This is a genomic window from Streptosporangium sp. NPDC000563 (assembly GCF_040299985.1).
Lineage (GTDB): Bacteria > Actinomycetota > Actinomycetes > Streptosporangiales > Streptosporangiaceae > Streptosporangium.
The window spans coordinates 21,663-40,208 of sequence record NZ_JBEPDA010000027.1 but is presented as its reverse complement, the minus strand read 5'-3'; the positions used below and the strand labels follow the sequence as shown (position 1 = coordinate 40,208).

The following is an 18,546-nucleotide window of genomic DNA, read 5'->3' as shown; positions in this document are numbered from 1 at the left end:
GAGGCCCGCGGGCCCCGAGCGGGCGCGTGTGTTTTTCTCGAAGCACCACGCGGTGCGTCGCTGTTCACGCGTTCCACTCCGTCAGGGCGTCGCCCATCGGGGTGCGCGTGTAGAGCACCGAACGCCCGCTCCTGCCGCGCGAGACCAGCCCCGATCGTCTGAGCACCGCGAGGTGGTCGCCGACGCCGCCGAGCGTCATGCCCAGCCTGGCGACGAGCTGGCTGGTGCTCGCGGGCGTCGCCAGCTCCAGCAGCACCGCGGCCCTGCCCCTGCCGAGCAGCGCGGCCAGGCTGTCGGGCGCGGGTGGCCGGCTTTCCCACAGCGCGGACACACCCCGCGCGGGATAGGTGACCCCGAAGGCGCGTGGCGGGTCGAGGTAGACGATCCTCCCGCCGAACGCGTTGGGCATCAGGACCAGGCCGACACCGCCCAGCCGGTGCGAGGCGCCGCTGACCCGGCCGAGCAGGATCCGCTCGCCCCGCAGCGACATCTGCACGTCCAGCCCTTCGAACACCGCGGTCCAGCCGTACACCGCCAGTCGTCCCGCCCACCGCACGATGTCACGCTCCAGCAGTGCGCGTGTCCTCGGCCAGTCGGGTTCGATCAGCGCGCTCCACACGGCGACCAGGCTCTCGGCGACCCGTTCGGCGACGTCGGGCACGTCCAGTGCCGCGGCCGTCGGCCGGCCCCGATAACTCAGCTCCAGGTCGGCGCGGGCCTTGTGGTACGGGGTGTGCCGCACGGCCAGCGCCTCCTGGGCGAACGTGGTGTCCGCGCGGGGTGGTGGCACGCAGAAGAAGTCGGGCACGTAGTCGGTGACCACCAGCAGGTCGACCAGGGCACGCAGGACGGGGTCGGCGGCGACGAGCGCCTCGTAGCGGTCCCGCACCCTGGCCGTCCACCGCGACATCCCCGGCGAAGACCGGATACCGGCGAGCAGGGGCAGGGCGGTGACCACCTGCGCCATCGGCGACATCACGAAACGGGTACGCGCCAGATCCTCGGGGGTGCACTCCAGATAGGCCACGTTTCGCCTCCTGACGAAACAGTAGCCCGCCGTACGGATCGGCCCGCAAGCTCCGGTGCGTGAACACCTATCGGGAGCTTTTCGCCGTCGGCCAGTTCAGGACGCTGTTCGTCGCGCAGGCCACGAGCGTCATGGGCAAGATCATGGAAAGCCTGGCGTTGTCCACGCTCGTCTACGCCCACACGGGGTCGCCGTTTCTGGCCGCACTCGCCTACCTCGCGGGTTTCCTGCCGCAGGCCGTCGGCGCGCTGACACTCGGAGGGCTGGCCGACGGGCTGCCGCCCAGGGCGCTGCTGGTCTCGTGGGATCTGACGAGGGCGGTCGCGGTCGCGACGCTTGCCCTCGGAGTGCTGCCGGTGTGGGGGATGCTGGCGCTGGTCATGGCGTGCGGGCTGTTCGACGCCGTCGCGGGCGGCGCACGCCAGGGGCTGCTGGCCGACCTGCTGCCGGGTAACGGCTACGTGCTGGGCCGCTCGGCCCTGAACATCGCGGTCGGCGCCGTGCAGATCACCGGATTCGCCCTCGCCGGGACGCTGCTCGCCGTGGCCGGGCCGTACGCGGCACTGTGGTCGGGCGCGGCGCTCGGCGTGCTGGTGGCGCTCACGCAGCGGCTGGGGCTGCGGGCCAGGCCGCCGAGGGTGTCGGGGCGGGCTGTCTGGCGACAGTCATGGGCGGTGAACGCCGAGTTGCTGGGTGACCGACGGATCCGCGGGCTGCTGCTGGTGCAGTGGGTGCCGAACGGGCTGATCGTCGGAGCGGAGGCGCTCTACGTGCCATACGCGGACGACTCGGCGGGAGCGGCGGGAGCGCTGTTCGTCGCGGCGGCCGGTGGCATGCTTGTGGGTGACCTCCTGGTCGGCCGATGGACCACCCCCGAGCAGCGGATCCGGCTCGCGGTGCCGCTGTTCACGCTGCTGGCGGTGCCGTACCTCTTCTTCGCGCTGTCACCGGGCGTGTGGGTGGCGACGGCGCTGGTGGCGGTCGCCTCCTTCGGGTTCGCCGGGCACCTGGGCACGCAGGAGCGTTACGTGGCGGCGGTGCCCGCGCGGGTCAGGGGACAGGCACTCGGGCTGGCGGGCAGCGGCATGATGGCCGGACAGGCGCTGGCGGCCTCGGGGACGGGGACGCTGGCCGAGTTCGTACCGGTCTCCGCGGCGATGGCGCTGGCGGGCGTCGCGTCGCTGGTGGCGACCGCGTGCCTGTATCCCACCCTGACCCGCCGTACGGAGGAGCGGACGCCCCGGCAGTGAAGCATCCGGCTTCCCCATGAGAAGCCGGACGGCTGTGGAGCCAGCCGGAGGTGGGCGGCAGGGGCCTCCGTTGAGCTCGGGCCGGGTGGGCGAGGGCCGGGCTACCAGTGGGCAGGTCGGGTGAGTGACGGCGGCAGCGAGGTCCGGGCGTCACCCTTGGCCGCGTCCAGCTGGGACTGGATGAGGAAGATGCTCCCGGTGAGGTCGGCGCCCGAGAGGTCCGCGTCCCGCAGGTCGGCTCCGATGAGGTCGGCCGTCCTGAGGTCGGCGCCCCTCAGATCGGCCCCGATGAGGTAGGCGCCCCGCAGGTTGGCGCCCCGCAGGTCGGCACCCTTCAGCTTGGCTCCGATGAGGTCGGCGCCCCTACGGTCCTTCCTCTTCCCGCGCCCGGCTTCGCCGCGCACGAGCTCGCTCGCGCGCAGCAGCAGGACGTTGACCTCCCGCCGGTGTGCCGCCACGTCCAGCCGTGCGAGAACGTCGGGGGTGTCGCGGGTGAGGCGTTCGGTCCTCTCCAGGGCGAGGCCGAGCTCATCGTGGATGGAAAGGGCCGGTCGCAGGGTGAGCGCCTCGGTCAGGTACCAGAGCAGCTCGTGGAGGTCGCGCATGACCGGGAACACCTCGGCCATCCGCTTCGCGGTCTGTGGCGCCCGCCGCCAGTCCTGCCCACCGAAGGTGACCTGGGAGACCTTCTGCCCGGCGCCGAAGCAGTCGTAGACGGTGCAACCACGGAAACCCTTGTCCCTGAGGCGGGTGTGGATGCCGCAGCGGAAGTCCGTCAGCAGGTTGGGGCAGGCCTGCCCGGCCTTCTTGTCGATCGCGAAGTCCGACGAGGCCGAGAAGGCGGGCACGACGCAGCACAGCGCGAAGCAGCTCTCGCAGTCGGCTCGCAGATCGGCACGATCTCCCCCGGTGGAGGGGGCCGTGTGCTCACGGCTGTCGGACAATGCGGGGATCTCCTCATGCGGGGCGGTCGCGCTGTTCGCGGTCCTCGAAACAGGGCCGCGAACAGCGATTCAACCGCTAAACCCTATCCGACCGTGCCCGTTTCCCGATCGCGGGGCGGAGGGAGGGCGGGCATGGTCCCGACGACGACGGTGGCGTCCAGCTCCTCGGATTCGACCACCCTCGGGACCAGCCCGTTGCGGGCGAAGGCCTCGGCGGTCCGCGGCGCCTGGCGTTCGCTCGTCTCGATCAGCAGGTGACCGCCCGGTGCGAGCCACCGCGCCGCGGACGCGGTCACCCGCCGCTGGATCTCCAGCCCGTCCGCGCCGCCGTCGAGTGCCACTCGTGGTTCGTGTACGCGGGCCTCCGGGGGCAGCAGTCCGATCGCCTCCGTGGGCACATAGGGGGCGTTGGCGGTCAGGATGTCGACGCGGCCCCGCAGCGTGGCGGGCAGCGGCTCGTAGAGATCACCCTCGTACACCCGGCCGCCGGGGGTGACGTTGCGCCGGGCACAGCGCACCGCGGCGGGGTCGATGTCGACGGCGTGCAACTCGACCGGTTCCAGGGCCGCGACCAGTGCGGCCCCCACCGCTCCGGAGCCGCAGCACAGATCGACGACGATCCGTGGCCGGGGGGCCTGGTCGCCGGGAGCGGTGAGGTCTTCGGAACCGGAGGAAACAGGGGGATCGGAGGCGGGTCGAGGGAGGGGGGCGGACCGATCTGCCGATCCGGCGGTTCGGTGGGCGAGGGCGACGGCCTGGTGGACGAGAAACTCGGTGCGGCGCCGGGGAACGAAGACCCCGGTGTCCACGGCTATCCGCAGCCCGCAGAACTCCGCCCAGCCGAGAACGTGTTCGAGGGGCAGACCGGAGATCCGCCGGTCCAGCATGGCGGCGAGTTCGGACGGCGTCCGCGCCGTGGAGAGGAGCAACCGTGCCTCGTCCTCGGCGAAGACGCAGCCGGCGGCCCGGAGCCTGGTGACGACAACGGGTTGGGGGAGAAACGGCGGTAAAGCCGACATTGGAGCCTTTCGGGATGCCGATGGGGCTCCCTCGGTCACCTACGCCGGAAGGACCGCGCGACCGTGAGACGGGAGCACCCGACCTGACACAGCGGTAATGGGTCTCACCTCCTCGATCACGTCCATTGCTGGAGGGCAACACTACCTCCGAGCCGCCCTCCGTACGAACACATTACGGCGAGGCGGCTCTCACCTCGGTCCTGCCGAACTCCCCGTGCCCCTGTCGAAGCGGAACGCCGACGCCGCTCCTCGACGAGGCCGATCCGACGCCAGGCCCTCGCGCGCCACCCGCCGCGACCTCCCGTCAGGAGGGAGAGCTCCCGCGAGGAACCCGCCTCAGCAGGTACGTGTCCATGATCCAGCCCTTGCGTTCCCTCGCCTCGGCACGGACGTCGCGGATCCGGTCGGCGACCTCCTCGACCGGCCCCGCCACCAGGATCTCGTCGGGGGTGCCGAGGTAGGCGCCCCAGTAGATCTCGAAGTCGGCGGGGTCGGGCAGGGAGGCGAAGGCGTTGCGGGCGTCGAGCATCACGACGATGTCGTCGATGTCGTCGGATTCGCCGGGTCCCTCCTCCGACAGGCGGCGGCCCGTGGTGATGTGCAGGGGCCGTGCGACCCGGGTCAGGCTGGTGCGGTGCCGGGCGGCCAGCGCGGACACGCTGCTGATGCCGGCGACGACGTCGTACTCGAACCGCACCGTGCCCCGGGCGAGGACCTCCTCGACGATGGCCAGCGTGCTGTCGTAGAGGGAGGGATCGCCCCAGACGAGGAACGCGCCGATCTCGTCGTCGCCGAGTTCGTCGCGGACGAGCCGCTCGTAGATGTCGGCGCGGCGCGACCGCCAGTCCTCCACCGCGCCCGCGTAGGCGGGGGTGGTCCGGTCGCGCTCGGGATCGCGGGCCTCGACCAGCCGGTACGGGGCGCGGGCGTGCGCGTCGACGAGGTCCTGCCGGAGTTGGACGAGGTCGTGCTTGGCCTCTCCCTTGTCGAGGACGAAGAACACGTCGGCCGCCGCGATGGCCTTGACCGCCTGAAGGGTGAGGTGGTCGGGGTTTCCCGCGCCGATGCCGATGATGAGGATTCGCTTCACGCGGGAAAGTCTGCCCCCTGCGCGCAGAGGACGTCGCGCCGGGCGTCACCCGGGAAGGCCTACCCCGGCGGAAACCGGCCGGACGACCGCTTCCCGGCAGGACCCGGCCGGGCGGTGAGGGGCGGGATCTCGTCGCGGGTTCCCGTTCGGGTCGTTCGGGCTTCGGGTCGTTCGGGCGGAGAAGTCGGATCAAGACCTCGTTCTGGTCTAGTCTCGCGATCGTGACGATCAGGAACTCACATTGCTCCTTCTGCGGCGGAGCCTTCGCCCCCGACCAGGCGTGGCCGCGCACCTGCTCCGGCTGCGGGAACACCTCCTACCTCAACCCGTTGCCGGTCGCGGTGATGGTGTTGCCGGTGGACGAGGGCCTGCTGGTGGTCCGTCGTGGCGTCGAACCGCACCGGGGCGCTCTCGCGCTGCCCGGTGGCTTCGTCGACATGGGCGAGTCCTGGCAGCAGGCGGCCGTCCGGGAGCTTCGCGAGGAGACGGGGGTCGTCGTCGACCCGGACGGCGTGCGCCTCCTCGACGTGCTCAGCGCCCCCGACGGGACCGTGCTGGTCTTCGCGCTGGGACCTCGGACGGGCGCGGCCGACCTCCCGCCGGTCGTGCCGACGGACGAGACGACGGAGTGGCTGCTGATCGACGGACCGCGAGAGCTCGCCTTTCCGCTGCACACCCGGATCGTGGCGGAGTACTTCGCCGCGAAATGATTACGCGGTCGTCGGCACCGGTGGATTCGGCTCTCGACCTCGGAGGGAGGGCGACGCGGCCGCCGGGGGCACGGTCCCGGATCTCCGACGGCCTGTTTAGCGCGGGCGCGGCGGGTAGGGGGCGGTTGTCCCACCTTCACCGACGAGGAGAAACACCATGACGGACGTGTGGAGCTACCGCCCCGACACCTACAGCGGCGAGCAGGCGCTGGATCTCGTGGGGTTCGACGTGGAGGCCACCGACGGCAAGATCGGTTCGGTGGACGAGGAGAGCAACACGGTGGGCAACAGCTACATCGTCGTCGACACCGGGTTCTGGATTTTCGGCAAGAAGGTCCTGCTGCCGGCCGGCACCGTGCACCAGATCGACCCGCAGGAGCGCAAGATCTACGTCTCGCGCACCAAGCAGGAGATCAAGGACGCGCCGGAGTTCGACGAGGCGACCTACAGGGAGCCCGACTACCGCGAGAAGCTGGGCGGCTACTACGGCCCCGGCACGCTGTAGTCGTCGACCGTCGACGAGCCCTTCCCCGCCCGGGGAAGGGCTCGTTTTCCGTGCGGTTCAGGAACGCGGGGGAGACCGGCTCAGGGGTAATCGACGAGATTGGCCACGTTGGTGCTGGAGTTGGACGGGCCGCCCGTGGTGTTGACGACGTTGCGGATCGTGCCGACACCACCGAGCGAGACCGTCACCATGTTGTGAAGGCGCACTCCCGGCTTGTTCGGGACCTCGAACGCGCGGGCCGCCACGACCCCGGGGTTGACGTTGAAATAGCAGTAGCTGCCCAGGCCCCAGGCCTCGTGCGTGGTGACCGAGTCGGCCACCTTGTACGCGGCGTAGCCCTGCGTGCTCCCGTTCATCCAGGCGGCCTGGCTGGGCGGGTCGTAGGGCATCTCGTTCTGGTAGAAGTACGTCCGGCCGCCGTTGCCGTTCCAGACGGTCTGGTGCTGCTGGTAGTGCTCGACGAACAGGCCGTACATCGTGACGTCGTCGCCGTTGACGGTGAGTCCGTTGGCGGCGGTGTTGGTGTTCCACCCGATGCCGCTGCCGTGGTCACCGCGCCAGATCCACAGATGGTCGCCGATCACGTTGTCGCTGTTGACGACGAGGCTCTGGGTGGCCTTGCCGACTGCCGCGCCACCGACCCGGAAGTACACGTCGTGCAGCGACGTCGGGTTGGCGGCGTGGCTCGCCGACGATCCCGCGGGACCGACCTGCATCAGCATGGCCGAGTTGGTGGTACCCGCGTCGAGCAGCAGCCCGGCGACCTTGACGCCGTCCACGTCGGCGACGGTCATCGCGGTCACGCCGTTGTCGGGAATCAGCGTGGCCAGGCCCAGACCGAGCACGACGGTGTTGGCCCGGGTCACCCTGATCGTGTCGTTGAGGTGGTAGACGGCGGGAGTGAACAGCAGGTTCAGCCCTTGTGCGAGCGCCGCGTTGATGTCCGCCGCGGTGTGGCCGGGCTTGACGACGAAGAACTGGCCGATCGGGATCGAGGTGCCCGCGGGGTTGCCGCCGGTCCACGTCGTGCCGGAGGAGTTCGTCCGCAGCGCCGGTACGAACACCTGGTAGGCGCCGGCCTGGTCGACGTACAGGAACGGCTTCTCGCGCACGACCGGCGTGGTCGCGACCCTGGTGTAGGGCGGGTTCGGGAAGTTGCCCGCGGGCGGGTTGTTCACGCCCACGAACACCATGTTCCAGTTGGAACCGGTCCAGCCGCCCCACTCGGCGTTGCGCGACAGCCACTGCTGCTGCGTCCCCGACCGGACCTGGCCGTCGATCTTGGAGTCGGCGATGAAGCCGCCGCTCGACCAGCCGCCGTCGTCGAGCTGCAGGTTGCCGCGCAGGTGCATCCGCCGGTACGAGGCGGCCTGCGAGACCGCCCAGCGGTCGGTGCCCGACGGCGGGGTGACCGACAGGTTCTCGGCTCCGCGCCAGAAGTTGTGGGTCGCGTTGCCCTGGAACCAGTCGGCCTCGGCGTGCACGGCGCCGTTGATGGTGACGTTGTCGGGTGACAGGCCGAGACCGGCGATCTGCGTGTAGAAGCCGATGTTGGCGTCCACCGAGTATGAGCCGGGCTTGAACAGCAGGGCGAAGCGGTTGGCGCCGAACTGGTCGGTCTGCTGCTGGCTGAAGACCGCGTTGAGCCTCGCCTGGATGGTCGCGGTGGGCGTCGACGGGTCGAAGATGCTCACGTTCGGGCCGAGGTCGGGGTTGTTCCCGCTCGGCGGAGGGGCGCCCAGGCTGAAGGACTGGGCGGCCGTGCCGTTGCATGTGTACTGCTGGAGTTGCACGCTGTCCCCGATCGAGGCACCCGGTACGTCGAGACACTTGCCGCTGTGCCTGTTGACGAAGTGGTAGAAGCCGCCGGCCTCCTCCACGGCCTGCCACTGCTGGTTGTTGCCGCCGGAGTAGGACCAGAGCTGGATGGGAGCGCTGTCGGCGGTGGAGACGTCCTTGACGTCCCACGCCTGGGCTTCGTTGTTGCCGTTGCCGACCCGGTGGAACCCGCCGCTGGTCGACTGGAACCGCCAGAGCTGGGCGGCCGAGCCGTTGCACGCGTACTGCTGGACGACGGTGCCGTTGGCGGTCGCGGCGGCCCGCGCGTCCACGCACTTGCCGCTGTTGCGGCTGATCACGGTGGTGAGCCCGGCGGGTGGCGCGGCCTGCGCCGTACCCGCCGGCACGATCAGGAACGCCGCGACCACGGCGAGCGCCATGAGGAGGTGTCTCATCGGAGTCTCCCGGGATCCCGCCGTGACATGGGGGTGTTCCTGGTCGCGCCGGACGGCACCTCGGCGTATCCGGTGACGGCGGGGGGCGGCGCGGCGACCGCGCCCGGGAGTGGCGGTGGGGGGTGCTGCGGAGTCACGGTGGCTCTCCTCTCTGGGGGTTTCTTCGTGGGCGCGGCACGCGCTCCTGAAGCCGCGGGCCACGGGTGCTTCCGTGGGGTGAGCGGCCCCGAACCCTCTCTCATCGGCTGGGAGGAAGGCCTTGGTAACTTCACCCCTTAAAATTACCTCGGATCAAACATGTGATCAGAAAGTTTGTCAATAGGAAAGTTTCCAAATAGTAGTTGCGTGGACGTCGCGGTGAGGATCCGAGTGCGGCTCTTCGCCGACCCGTAACCCGTGCCGGTCCGACCTCACGGCGATCGCGTGGAGGAAGGAGATACGCTCCATCCTTCAAGGGCGGTTTTCAGCTATAAATCACGGGTGGCCCGGGTGAGCATCACTTCGGGGTGGTGACGCCCTCGGCGCCGGATCCGCTGGAGTGTGAAGATGACCTTCGAGGACCTCGACCCCCGCACGCCGGTGCTCGTGGGCGTCGGGCAGTCGTCCGAGCGGATCGGCGAGCGCGACTACCGGCGCCTGTCACCCGTCGAGCTCGCGGCGGCCGCCGTCCGCGAGGCCCTCGCCGACACCCGCGCGAACCCCGCGGACGTCGCCGCCGCCGTCGACACCGTGGCGGGGGTGCGCCAGTTCGAGATCTCCGCGCCCGGCGCCCTCGCACCGCTGGGCAGATCCACCAACTACCCTCGCTCCGTCGCGAACCGGGTGGGTGCGAACCCCGGCCGGGCGATCCTGGAGGTGGCCGGCGGGCAGGCGCCCCAGCGCCTGGTCAACGAGCTCGCCGCGACGATCGCGGCCGGTTCCTCGCGGGTGGCCCTCATCGTCGGATCCGAGGCGATCTCGACGGTCCTGCACCTGGCGGGGGCCGAGGACAGGCCCGATTTCGGCGAGACCGTCGAAGGTGATCTGGAGGACCGCGGCTACGGGCTCAAGGGACTCGTCTCCCGGTTCCTGGCCGCGCACGGGCTGGCGGGCGCGCCGAGTCAGTACGCGCTGTTCGACAACGCGCGCCGGGCCCGCCTCGGGCAGACGAGGCGGGAGTACGCGGCCGGGATGGGGGCGCTGTTCGCCCCGTTCACCAGGGTCGCCGCCGCCAACCCGCACGCCGCCGCGCCCGTCGAACGCGACGCAGGGGAACTGGTCACCCCGACCGAGGACAACCGGCTCATCGCCGAGCCCTACACCCGCTACCTCGTCGCGCGCGAGAAGGTCAACCAGGGGGCGGCCGTCCTGCTGATGTCCGTGGCCGACGCGAGACGTCTCGGCGTCCCCGCGCAGAGGTGGGTCTTCCTGCACGGCCACGCCGATCTGCGCGAGCGCGACCTGCTGGACCGGGCCGACCTCGGTGCGGGACCGGCCTCCGTGACGGCCGCCCGGCACGCCCTGGACCTGGCGGGCATCGGGGTGGACGACCTGCACGCCATCGACCTGTACAGCTGCTTTCCCATCGCCGTCTCCAACATCTGCGACGGCCTCGGCCTGGCCGCCGACGACCCGCGCGGGCTGACGGTCACCGGAGGACTCCCCTTCTTCGGCGGAGCGGGCAACAACTACTCGACGCACGCGATAGCCGAGATCGTCCAGAGGCTCCGCGCCAGGCCCGGCTCGTACGGCATGGTGGGGGCGAACGGCGGGATGCTGAGCAAGTACTCGGTCGGCGTCTACTCGACCGCTCCCACCGGGTGGCGCCAGGATCGCAGCGCCGAGCTTCAGGCCGAGATCGACGCCTGGCCCGCCGTCCCGCAGGCCGTCCGGGCCGACGGGCGGGGCACGATCGAGACCTACACCGTGAGGCACCGGCGTGACGGCACCCGCGTCGGCATCGTGATCGGGAGACTCGAGGCCGACGGCCGCCGCTTCCTGGCGAAGACCGCCGACGGTGACGAGAAGACGCTCGCCCTGCTCGGCGACGGCGAGCCCGTCGGGAGGCGTGTCCACGTCCGCTCCTTCGACGCGGGCAACCGGGTGAGCACGGATGCCGCCGTACTGGACCGGCTCATGACCGGTGGTGACGTCACGGCTCCGCGCGCCGGTCTTGGTAACGCGACCGCGGAACGGGCGTGAGAAGCGCGATACCGCAGGGCAGCGGGCTCCGCACGCCACGAGATCCCGCCTCGCCCGCCCGGCGGTGTCGCGGCTCCCTCTCCGTGATTTTCCGCGACACAGGCCTCGGGGAGCGGCCGTACGGATGATCGCGGGGCGGCCGCGCTAGGCTGGGCACGAGGAGCCCGCCGATATCCGGCGGGCCTCGCGGCGGTGGGGCCCGCCGCTCCCAACCGCGGCACCCGCCGCCAACGGTCCCTACCCGTGACAGGCGGTGCCCGCGATGCCGGGCATCCCCCCGCGTGTAGGGAGAGGCATGCGTCCGGACCAGGTGAAATTCACGGTGGCGACCGAGCCCGTCGACCCCGGCATCGATCCCGACCTCGATCCACCCGGTGCGCGCGGGGGCGGCGAGTCGCGTCGCTCCCATCACGCCGTCCTGGCGGTGATCGCCGCCGGTGGCGCGATCGGCGCGGGTGCCCGCTACGGAGCCGCCCTGCTGTGGCCGGCCGCGGCCGGTTCCTTCCCCTGGACGACGCTCGGGGTCAACGCCGCCGGTTGCCTGCTGATCGGTGTTCTCATGGTCGTGCTCACCGAGGCGTGGACGGCGCCCACCTGGGCGCGGCCGTTCCTGGCCACCGGGGTGCTGGGCGGCTTCACCACCTTCTCCACCTACTGCCTGGACATCGAGCGCCTGGTCTCCGCCGACCGGATCGGCCCGGCGCTCGGCTACCTGGCGGCGACGGTCATCGCGGCCCTGGTCGCGGTGACGGCCGGCGCGTGGACCACCCGCGGGCTCCTGGCGAGGACGGCGAGAGCGACGAGGGCGAGGAGGGGAACGCGATGATTCCAGCCGGCCGGGCACTGAGGTTGACGATCTTCGTCGACGACACGGACACCTGGCGCCACCGACCCCTGTACACCGAGATCGTGCACCGGGCCCACGCCGCCGGGCTGGCGGGGGCGTCCGTCTTTCGCGGCATCGAGGGCTTCGGCGCCACCTCGATGGTGCACACCACCCGGCTGCTGTCGATGGCCGACCACCTGCCGGTGATCGTCACGATCGTCGACACCGAGGCACGGATCCGGGCCTTCCTGCCGAGGCTGGACGACCTCCTCACCGAAGGGCTGGCCACCCTGGACGAGGTCGAGGTCGTCCGCCCCGGGACCGGGGCGACGACGTGAGCGGGCCGCAGAACTGGCTCGCGGTGCTGCTCGGCGGTGCCGTCGGGGCGCCACTGCGCTACCTGACGGACCGGGCCGTGCAGGCCCGCCACGACACGCTCTTCCCCTGGGGCACCTTCACCGTCAACGTGGTCGGCTCGCTGATCCTGGGAGCCCTGACCGGGGCCGCGCTGTCCGGCGCGGTGGGCCCCGGCGTGCAACTGCTGCTCGGCACCGGTTTCTGCGGGGCGCTGACCACGTACTCGACGTTCTCCTACGAGACGCTGCGGCTCGCCGAGACCGGCGCGGTCCTCTTCGCCGTGGTCAACGTCGTCGCCTCGGTCGCCGCCGGTCTCGGCGCGGTGTTCCTCGGTCTCACCCTCGCCCAGGCGATCGTCGCGTGACCCCGTTCCGCGAGACACGGGAGACGCCCGGCCCTGGAATTCACCGTAAGGGGGAGGGGCCGCCGTTCAGCCTTTCAGGCGCCGGACCTTGAGGACGTTGTCCGTGCGGGTGGTGGGCTGTCCTTCGGGGTCGTTCTGGATCCGCTCGTGTTCCTCGCAGAGCAGCACCTCCCACTCCCCTTCCGGGAGCTCCAGGCTTTCCAGTACCTCCTGCGGGGTGGGGAGGTGCACGTCGGGATGGGGGTTGTGCTCCCAGGCGGGGAATCCCGCGTGCCCGACGATGAGGAGCGTCCCGCCGGGCGCGACCGCCGAGGCGGCGGTCCGCAGGATCCTTTCTCGCGGCATGTCGCCGGGGGAGTGCAGGAAGTGGGCGGAGACGAGATCGAAGACGCCCTGCGGGAAGGAGACCCCCAGGTCGTGCCGCTGCCAGTCGACAAGGTCGGTGACGTCCGCCGACGCGGCGTGCCGGGCGGCGCGCTCCAGTGCGACACCGGAGATGTCGGTGGCGGTGACGCGCCATCCTCGCCGCGCGAGCCAGATCGCGTCGGCGCCCTCGCCGCATCCCAGGTCCAGGGCACTGCCCGGCTCCACACCGGTGATCTCGCGGACCAGGACGACGTTGGGGTTCCCGCTCCAGATCCGGTCGCTCTCGCGGTAGCGGAGGTCCCAGAACTCCTCCTCGGGGACGGCATCCTCCCGCGTGTGCTCGTGCCGGCCGGAGTCGCGGCGGGCGGCGACGGCCCGGCGGGTCTCCTCGGCGATCAGGTCGGCGTTGATCGCGGCGGCGGCACGCCCGCCCGCCGCGGCGGCGCCGATCACCTGCTCGGTGAGCGCGGTGACGTTTCCCGCCACCCACACCCCGGGCAGTGCCGTCGCCCCGGACGGGTCGGCGGCGACGTAGCTGCCGAACACGTGCCCGCCCATCTCCTGGTCGGTCGTCTCCAGGCCCAGGCCGGTGAGAAGACCGGAGCGGGCGGTGAAGCGCGGGGTCACCACGAGAGCTTGAACGGGGACCACCCGGCCGTCGGCCAGGCGTACGCCGCTGAGCCGGTCGTCCGCCACCTCCAGCGCCGTCACCGGCCCGTCGACCACGGCGATGTCGCGGGCGGCGAGCTGCTCGTACTCCTCGGCGCCGAACTCGGGCGCGGTGTGCGAGAAGAAGGTCACGTCCCTGCTCCACTGCCGCCACAGCAGGGCCTGGTGAACCGCGAACGGCCCGGTGGCGAGGACGCCGATCGCCTGGTCGCGCACCTCCCAGCCGTGGCAGTACGGGCAGTGCAGGACCTCGCGCCCCCAGCGTTCCCGCAGGCCCGGCACCTCGGGCAGTTCGTCGACGAGGCCGGTGGTCACGAGCAGCCGGTCCGCCGCGACCGAGATCCCGCCGTCGACGGCGACGCGGAAACCTCCGGTGTCCAGGCGCTCGGCTGCCACGACGTCACCTTGCATGATCTCGCCGCCGTAGCGGGTCACCTCCGCGCGTCCCGCGGCCACCAGCTCCGAGGGGGGCATGCCGTCGCGCGTCAGGTAGGAGTGGACGTGGGAGGCCGGAGCGTTGCGCGGCCGGCCCGCGTCGATCACCAGCACCGAGCGCCGCGCACGGGCCAGGGTCAGCGCCCCGCTCAGCCCGGCGGCGCCACCGCCGACGACCACGACGTCGTAGCGCCGCTCCTCACCCGCGGGGGTGGACGTCACGGCCTGTTCCGCTTGTACGGTCATGTGTGTAGTACCTCCGTTCGCCGTGAATACTCCGCCGAACTCCCCGAATCCGGCAAACTTAGTTGCCGAACCGGCAAACAGAGGGGGCGGGCCCGAGGACGGCCGGACACGGGCGCACGACGCGTCCTCAGGCGCGTGACCCGCGCACCGGCCGACGGCGAACGTCACCGGTACGCGGGCGGCGGGGTGCTACGCGCCGAGGATCGGGAGCAGCTGCTCCTCCTCGTAGGCCAGGTGCCTTTCCAGCTCGTCCGTGAGCCGCTCGACCTCGGGGAGCACCGGCAGCGGATCCGCGCCCTCGGCGGAGATGACGTCCCGCAACTCCTCCACGAGAGCCGCGATCTTCTCGTGTTCCCGGCTCAGCCGCTCCAGGGTCGGGGCGAGCTCGGGGTGGCTCCCGGCGAGGAAGGGGAACAGCGCGATGTCCTCACCGGTGTGGTGGTTGTGCAGCCCCTGGCAGAGGGTGAGGCAGTTCACCCGCAGCTGGGCGCCGAGTCCGGGACCCGACTCGGTGACCTCCTTGCGGATCAGGGCGAGCTCTCGCCGGAACGCTTCGTGGACCATTCTGAGGGTCGCGCCCGCCGACGACCCCTTCGGCGGCCCGCCGCCGACCTGCTGGAGGGCGACCACCGGGATGACACGCGCCGTCTTGGCCTGGTACTCGGCCCACCCGGGGTCGGCCTCGGCCGCTCGGGCGAAGACGCGGTCGCGTTCGGCGCCCTCCAGGACGACGGCCCGCGCCTGGTAGGTGAAGATGCCGTCCTCGACCGTGACGAGAGGGTCGGCCACCAGGTTGTGGAACCAGGCGGGGTGGTTCGGCGCGCCCCCGGCCGAGGCGATGACCAGGACCCGGGCGCCACCGTCGGGAAGGTAGCCGAGCGGGGTCGTGTGCCGGGCGCCGGACCGCGCCCCGACGGTGGTGAGCAGGAGCAGCCGGGCCCCCTCGAAGGGGCCGCCGACCCGCCCGCCGTTGGCGCGGAACTCCTCGATGATCTGCTGGTTGAATTCGTTGGGCATTCTTTGTTTTCTTCTCCGGAATCGATGGTCCCGCGACTGTTCGCGGGCATGACGAAGGACCGTCCGATGGGCAGGACGAAATCACCACGGGGCGACCGCGACCGTGGTGCGGGAAATCAGGAAGGCGCGCCGGGTGCCCGGCCCGGTCGGCGATTCATCGCCGGGGCCGGTTCACGAACGGTGCGAAACCCGCGGTGACCTGTGCCGCGAGAGCAGGTGGGCGTCACGCGGGACGTGGAAGCCACCGGACCATGGAAAACCGGTGGGAATCACACGCGCGGGCTACATGAGACGTGGAGACCGCGAAGGAGAGATCCAGGTCGCGTCCACGGAGAAACGTCGCGCTGAGAGCGCGGGAGGAAAAGGGGAGGGCCTCTGGCCCGCCCGGGGCTCACGCCTCGGCCGGGTGCCCTACTCGCTGTTGGCCCAAGGCCGACCCGGCAGTCACAAGGTCAACCGTAATGCCACAAACGCATCGGAGCAACGCCGCGTTTCCCGGTCACCGCGAGCGAGAACTCCCCGCGGGTACGGGAGGCCACCGGAAAACGCGGCGCGTACCTTCCGTGACCGGGTGCGCCTTCCGCGACCGGGGGCCGAGCACGCGCACGCCTTCCGCATGACGCCGCAGGACCCGCCGACATGACGACCGGCGTCGCGGATTCACCTGTTACCGAGGTCTGTTCCAACGACGCCGGCGATCGTCTTCCCCGGCGCAAGACGATCGGCCTTTGTCTATTCGCTCAGTGTATGTATTGAATGTATAGTCCCGATCATGTCTACAGGACACGTGATGCTCGGGCTGCTCGCGGAGCGGCCCAAGCACGGGTACGAACTCAAACGCGAGCACGACCAGCGCCTGCCGGGCGCCAGGCCGCTCGCGTACGGGCAGGTCTACGCGACGTTGCAGCGCCTGCAGAGGGACGGCTTCGCCGAGGTGGCGGAGACCGTGCAGGAGAGCGGTCCCGAGCGCACGGTGTACGCGCTCACCGAGGAGGGGCTGGCAGAGCTGACCCGGTGGCTGGAGCAGGTGGAGACACCCGCGCCGCACGTTTCCAGCACGCTCGTCTCGCGCGTGGTGGTGGCGATCGTGGCCGGAGGCGCCGCCGACGGCTACCTGGTCAGGCAGCGCGCGGCCCACCTGGCGCGGATGCGCGAACTCACCGCGGAGCGGACCTCTGGGTCCCCCGCGCAGGCGCTCGCCGCCGACTACGCCCTTCAGCACCTCGACGCCGACCTGCGCTGGATCGAGACGGCCATGGAACGACTCGCGGATCTCAAGGAGGAGATCGATGCTTGAGGCACGTGCGTTACGCAAGACCTTCGGCAGGACCGTTGCACTGGACGGCGTGTCCCTGGAGATCGGCGACGGGGAGATCGTCGCGATCACCGGCCCGAGTGGCTCCGGCAAGTCGACCCTGCTGCACTGCCTGGCCGGGATCATCCGTCCCGAGTCGGGGGAGGTCCATTTCGACGGGCGGCGCGTCGACACCCTCGACGACGCCGACCGGACGATGCTGCGCAGGCAGAGCTTCGGTGTCGTCTTCCAGTCAGGCGGGCTCGTCCCCGAGCTGACCGCCGAGGAGAACGTGGCGCTGCCGCTGCTGTTCAACCGGCACGGACGCCAGGAGTCGCTGCTGGCCGCCCGGTCGCGGCTGGAGCGGCTGGAGGTGGCCGACTGCGCGGCTCGGCGCCCCGGCGAGCTGTCCGGCGGACAGCTGCAGCGGGTCGCCGTGGCCCGCGCCCTGGTCACCGGTCCACGGGTGGTCTTCGCCGACGAGCCGACCGGCGCGCTCGACTCGCTGGCCGGTGAACGGGTGATGGACGAGCTCGTCGGCACGGCACGCGCGGACGGCACCACCCTGGTGATCGTCACCCACGACAACCGGGTGGCCGCCTACGCCGACCGGGAGATCGTGCTGCGCGACGGCAGGACGGCCGGGGTGACCGTGTGATCACCGTGATGCGGATGCTCGCCAGGGGCGGGTCGCGGCGCGAGCGGGTGCGGGGGCGTCTCATGGCCGCGGGGGCGGCGCTCGCGACCTTCCTGCTGTGCGTGGCGGCGAACCTGCTGGCGTTCGGGCTCGGCTTCTCGCGCCACCCCGAGGGGTTTCTCGTCGAGAGGCGGATCGAGTATCTCGGCTTCTTCTCCGGCAGGGAGGCGCGGCTCGTCACCGCGCTGACGCTGGCCCTGCTGGTCGTGCCCACCATGGCCTTCGTCCATCAGGTGAGCCGGCTGGCCACCGCGACGAGGGAGCGCAGGCTCGCCGCGCTCCGGCTGGCCGGGGCCACGCCGCGCGAGGTGCGCCTGCTCGGGGCGTACGAGAGCGGGTGGCGGTTCCTGCTGGGCGGGGTGTCCGGCGTCGCGCTGTACCTGGTGGCGCACCTGGTGTCGGCGTGGTCACTGGAGGGTGCGGTGCCCCGTGTCCCACCGGCGCAGATCCTGGCGATCCTCGCGGTGGTGCTGCTCGCCGGGACGCTGTCCGGGCTGAGGGCGGGACGGCACGTGGTGGCCTCACCGCTGGGCGTGGTCCGGCGGACGCCCCCGGCCGGTCCCAGGGCGTCCGACCTGGCGCTGGCCGCGGCGGGTGCCGTGATGTTCGTCGCCGGACTCAAGAACAAGATCCCCGTCGTGCCGTACGGGGCGGCGCTGTCCATGACCGCCGGCGTGGTGCTCCTGCTGTTCGGCCTGGTCCTCGCCGCCTCGTGGTTGATCAGGGCCGCCGCCCGGCGGATCGGCGACCGCACCGGGTCGGCCGAGACCCTGCTGGCCGCCCGGATTGTCGGGGCCGACCCCCGGGGGTGGGCCCGCGCGCTGGCGGTGGTGGGGCTGACCGTGTTCTTCGGTTCCGCGGTCGGTGCCCAGCAGGGGCAGATCCTTCTCCGGGGCGGCATCAATCACTCCTGGGGTGTGGCCTATCTGCTCGTCGACCTCGCCCTGCTGATCGCGCTGGTCACCTCGGCCGCCGCCCTCGTGGTGCACCAGGCGGAGGACCTGCTGGATCACCGGCGCTCGTTCGCGGCCCTGGCCGCCTCGGGCGCGCCCGGCTTCGCGCTGGGCCGGGTCCTCACCCGGCAGGCGCTCATCGCGGCGCTGCCGGTGTGCGTCGTGGCCGCCGTCGCGGGGGTGGCAGTGGTCGTCCTGTCGCTGGCGGACATCTACCTGCCGGCGGCGCTCTCCGTCGCCGCTGCCCGGGCGATGCTCATGGTGGGGATCGGCGTGCTGGCCGCGGTGCTGGTGGCGCGGGCCGCCCGGCCGATCCTGCGCCGGACGCTGCGGCCGGAGGGGCTGCGGGAGGAATGAGAAGG

At 71.5% G+C, this 18,546-nt stretch carries 17 protein-coding genes; 10 read left to right on the top strand and 7 right to left on the bottom strand.

Features of this window, described 5'->3' with window-relative positions; all coding sequences use genetic code 11:
• Positions 1-64: 64 nt before the first annotated feature.
• Complete coding sequence (locus tag ABT352_RS35460) at positions 65-1,027, bottom strand: ArsR/SmtB family transcription factor (RefSeq protein ID WP_350949400.1); 963 nt, start codon at positions 1,025-1,027, stop codon at positions 65-67.
• A gap of 59 nt (positions 1,028-1,086) precedes the next feature.
• On the opposite strand from ABT352_RS35460, the gene ABT352_RS35455 reads away from it, so the two are divergent.
• Positions 1,087-2,277: an MFS transporter gene (locus tag ABT352_RS35455; RefSeq protein ID WP_350949399.1), complete on the top strand. Its 1,191-nt coding sequence runs from the start codon at positions 1,087-1,089 to the stop codon at positions 2,275-2,277.
• A 101-nt stretch (positions 2,278-2,378) separates the two neighbouring features.
• Here the strand turns inward: ABT352_RS35455 and ABT352_RS35450 are convergent, their stop codons facing one another.
• From ABT352_RS35450 to cobF, 3 genes are all read right to left on the bottom strand, one after another.
• A complete protein-coding gene (locus ABT352_RS35450) occupies positions 2,379-3,221 on the bottom strand; it encodes a pentapeptide repeat-containing protein (protein WP_350949398.1) in 843 nt (280 codons plus the stop codon).
• A gap of 83 nt (positions 3,222-3,304) precedes the next feature.
• Positions 3,305-4,240 carry a putative protein N(5)-glutamine methyltransferase gene (locus ABT352_RS35445; RefSeq protein ID WP_350949397.1) on the bottom strand — a complete coding sequence of 312 codons (936 nt, stop codon included), beginning with the start codon at positions 4,238-4,240 and terminating at the stop codon, positions 3,305-3,307.
• 304 nt (positions 4,241-4,544) lie between these two features.
• Complete coding sequence (cobF, locus tag ABT352_RS35440) at positions 4,545-5,330, bottom strand: precorrin-6A synthase (deacetylating) (RefSeq protein ID WP_350949396.1); 786 nt, start codon at positions 5,328-5,330, stop codon at positions 4,545-4,547.
• 221 nt (positions 5,331-5,551) lie between these two features.
• On the opposite strand from cobF, the gene ABT352_RS35435 reads away from it, so the two are divergent.
• Complete coding sequence (locus ABT352_RS35435; RefSeq protein WP_350949395.1) at positions 5,552-6,040, top strand: NUDIX domain-containing protein; 489 nt, start codon at positions 5,552-5,554, stop codon at positions 6,038-6,040.
• A gap of 157 nt (positions 6,041-6,197) precedes the next feature.
• A complete protein-coding gene (locus tag ABT352_RS35430) occupies positions 6,198-6,545 on the top strand; it encodes a PRC-barrel domain-containing protein (RefSeq protein WP_350949394.1) in 348 nt (115 codons plus the stop codon).
• An 80-nt stretch (positions 6,546-6,625) separates the two neighbouring features.
• Here ABT352_RS35430 and ABT352_RS35425 read toward each other — a convergent pair whose 3' ends face one another.
• Positions 6,626-8,779, bottom strand: a complete 2,154-nt coding sequence (locus ABT352_RS35425) for a pectate lyase-like domain-containing protein (RefSeq protein WP_350949393.1) — start codon at positions 8,777-8,779, stop codon at positions 6,626-6,628.
• 546 nt (positions 8,780-9,325) lie between these two features.
• On the opposite strand from ABT352_RS35425, the gene ABT352_RS35420 reads away from it, so the two are divergent.
• The 4 genes from ABT352_RS35420 to crcB all read left to right on the top strand — a co-directional run bounded on the left by ABT352_RS35420 (position 9,326) and on the right by crcB (position 12,507).
• Positions 9,326-10,960 (top strand): acetyl-CoA acetyltransferase, encoded by a 1,635-nt coding sequence (locus tag ABT352_RS35420; protein ID WP_350949392.1) that lies wholly within the window; start codon positions 9,326-9,328, stop codon positions 10,958-10,960.
• A gap of 295 nt (positions 10,961-11,255) precedes the next feature.
• Positions 11,256-11,786 carry a fluoride efflux transporter FluC gene (locus ABT352_RS35415; protein WP_350949391.1) on the top strand — a complete coding sequence of 177 codons (531 nt, stop codon included), beginning with the start codon at positions 11,256-11,258 and terminating at the stop codon, positions 11,784-11,786.
• Entirely contained in the window at positions 11,783-12,124 is a 342-nt protein-coding gene (locus tag ABT352_RS35410) for a DUF190 domain-containing protein (protein ID WP_350949390.1), read from the top strand. Before ABT352_RS35415 ends, ABT352_RS35410 begins: the two co-directional genes overlap by 4 nt.
• Complete coding sequence (gene crcB / locus ABT352_RS35405; RefSeq protein ID WP_350949389.1) at positions 12,121-12,507, top strand: fluoride efflux transporter CrcB; 387 nt, start codon at positions 12,121-12,123, stop codon at positions 12,505-12,507. Before ABT352_RS35410 ends, crcB begins: the two co-directional genes overlap by 4 nt.
• Positions 12,508-12,573: 66 nt before the next feature.
• Here crcB and ABT352_RS35400 read toward each other — a convergent pair whose 3' ends face one another.
• Positions 12,574-14,223 carry an FAD-dependent oxidoreductase gene (locus ABT352_RS35400; RefSeq protein ID WP_350949388.1) on the bottom strand — a complete coding sequence of 550 codons (1,650 nt, stop codon included), beginning with the start codon at positions 14,221-14,223 and terminating at the stop codon, positions 12,574-12,576.
• A gap of 189 nt (positions 14,224-14,412) precedes the next feature.
• Complete coding sequence (locus tag ABT352_RS35395) at positions 14,413-15,240, bottom strand: nitroreductase/quinone reductase family protein (protein ID WP_350949387.1); 828 nt, start codon at positions 15,238-15,240, stop codon at positions 14,413-14,415.
• A 772-nt stretch (positions 15,241-16,012) separates the two neighbouring features.
• On the opposite strand from ABT352_RS35395, the gene ABT352_RS35390 reads away from it, so the two are divergent.
• Genes ABT352_RS35390 through ABT352_RS35380 form a run of 3 tightly spaced genes read left to right on the top strand, consistent with a single transcriptional unit; the run spans position 16,013 to position 18,541 of the window.
• Positions 16,013-16,537 carry a PadR family transcriptional regulator gene (locus ABT352_RS35390; RefSeq protein ID WP_350949386.1) on the top strand — a complete coding sequence of 175 codons (525 nt, stop codon included), beginning with the start codon at positions 16,013-16,015 and terminating at the stop codon, positions 16,535-16,537.
• Positions 16,530-17,192 carry an ABC transporter ATP-binding protein gene (locus tag ABT352_RS35385; protein WP_350949385.1) on the top strand — a complete coding sequence of 221 codons (663 nt, stop codon included), beginning with the start codon at positions 16,530-16,532 and terminating at the stop codon, positions 17,190-17,192. Before ABT352_RS35390 ends, ABT352_RS35385 begins: the two co-directional genes overlap by 8 nt.
• Positions 17,189-18,541, top strand: a complete 1,353-nt coding sequence (locus ABT352_RS35380; RefSeq protein WP_350949384.1) for an FtsX-like permease family protein — start codon at positions 17,189-17,191, stop codon at positions 18,539-18,541. The genes ABT352_RS35385 and ABT352_RS35380 overlap by 4 nt, the downstream gene beginning before the upstream one ends.
• The last annotated feature ends 5 nt before the right edge of the window (positions 18,542-18,546 follow it).